This window comes from Methylomonas koyamae (assembly GCF_001644025.1).
Lineage (GTDB): Bacteria > Pseudomonadota > Gammaproteobacteria > Methylococcales > Methylomonadaceae > Methylomonas > Methylomonas koyamae_A.
This window is the reverse complement of sequence record NZ_LUUK01000011.1, coordinates 1-1,674: the sequence shown is the minus strand read 5'-3', so window position 1 is coordinate 1,674 and position 1,674 is coordinate 1. Positions and strand designations below refer to the sequence as shown.

At 60.0% G+C, this 1,674-nt stretch carries 1 protein-coding gene; it reads left to right on the top strand.

Annotation, left to right across the window (positions count from 1 at the left end; translation table 11 throughout):
- Positions 1-1,674 (top strand): amino acid adenylation domain-containing protein (locus A1355_RS01000; RefSeq protein ID WP_157197687.1); only part of this gene is annotated, 1,674 nt, incomplete at both ends.

Below are 1,674 nucleotides of genomic sequence, written 5' to 3'. Positions count from 1 at the left end.
AGACTGGAACGCCACCGACTACGCGTACCCGGACGCCTTGATACCGGAATTGTTAAGCCGTCAGGCGCAACGGACGCCGGCGGCGGTGGCCTTGGTGTTCGAACAACGCCAATTGACCTACGACGAACTAGAGCGGCGCAGCAACCAATTGGCGCATTATCTAATCTCGCAAGGCGTCGGCCGGGAGAATCTGGTGGCGGTGTGCATGGAGCGCAGCCTGGAGATGGTGGTCAGCCTGCATGCGATCGTCAAGGCCGGCGCGGCCTACCTGCCGCTAGACCCCGACTACCCGCAAGAACGCTTGGACTATATGATCGCCAATGCCGGTGCCGGCTGGTGTCTGACTCAGCAGGGCTTGGCCGGCAAGCTGCAAGATTATCCCGGCCAAGTGCTGATCATCGAAGCCTTGCAAACCGAGCTGGCCCGGCAACCGGCCGGCGCGCCGGCCCTTGAATGCCATCCGCAACAGCTCGCCTATCTGATTTACACCTCGGGCTCCACCGGCCAACCGAAAGGCGTCGCCAACCACCATCAAGCGCTGGCCAACCGACTCAACTGGATGCAGCGGCGTTATCCATTGAGCGGGCAAAACAGCGTCTTGCAAAAAACCCCGTACAGCTTCGACGTCTCGGTCTGGGAATTTTTCTGGCCGTTGATCGCTGGCGCCCGTTTGGTCATCGCCAAACCGGGCGGACATAAAGACAGCGATTACCTGGCCAAACTGATCCAGGCCCAGCAAATCGACACCCTGCACTTCGTGCCGTCCATGCTGCAAGCCTTCATCGACGACCCCGAAGCGGCACACTGCGGCAGCTTAAGGCGCATCATCTGCAGCGGCGAAGCCTTACCGTTGAGCCTGCAACAACAGGTTTACGGCAAATTGACATCGGCGCGTCTCTACAATCTCTACGGCCCGACCGAAGCGGCGATCGACGTCAGCGAATGGCCTTGCGACGAAGCCGACACCGCCAGCCCCATCGTCGCGATCGGCAAACCGATCGACAACCTACGTTTATACATCCTCGACGGCCAATTGCAGCCGGTGCCGATCGGCGTGTCCGGCGAACTGTACATCGCCGGCATCGGCTTGGCGCGGGGCTATCAGCGCAAACCGCAGCTGACGGCGGAACGCTTCGTGCCGAATCCGTTCGGTCAAGGCGAAAGGCTGTACCGGACTGGCGACATATGCCGCTACCGGGCGAACGGCGTCATCGAATACCAAGGCCGGGAAGACGGCCAAATCAAACTCAGAGGCTTTCGAATCGAGTTGGGGGAAATCGAAAGCGTGCTCAAACAGCACGCCGCGATTCAAGAAGCGGCGGTCAAGCTGTGGAGCCAAGGACAAAGCAAGCGTCTGGTGGCGTATGTGGTCAGCCACGCGGCCGACCTCGATCAGGCCGTCAAGCAGCAATTGCAGCAACTGCCCGAGTACATGCGGCCCAGCCAATATCTCAGGCTGGCGCAATTGCCGTTGACCGCCAGCGGCAAACTGGACCGCAAGGCCTTGCCGGAGCCGGATATTAAAGCCCAGCAGCAATACCGGGAAGCGCGCAATGCCGTGGAACAACGCTTGGTGGGTATCTGGCGGGAAGTCTTGAACCAAGACCGCATCGGCATCGACGACAACTATTTCGAATTGGGCGGCGATTCTATTTTAAGCATTCAGATCGTGGC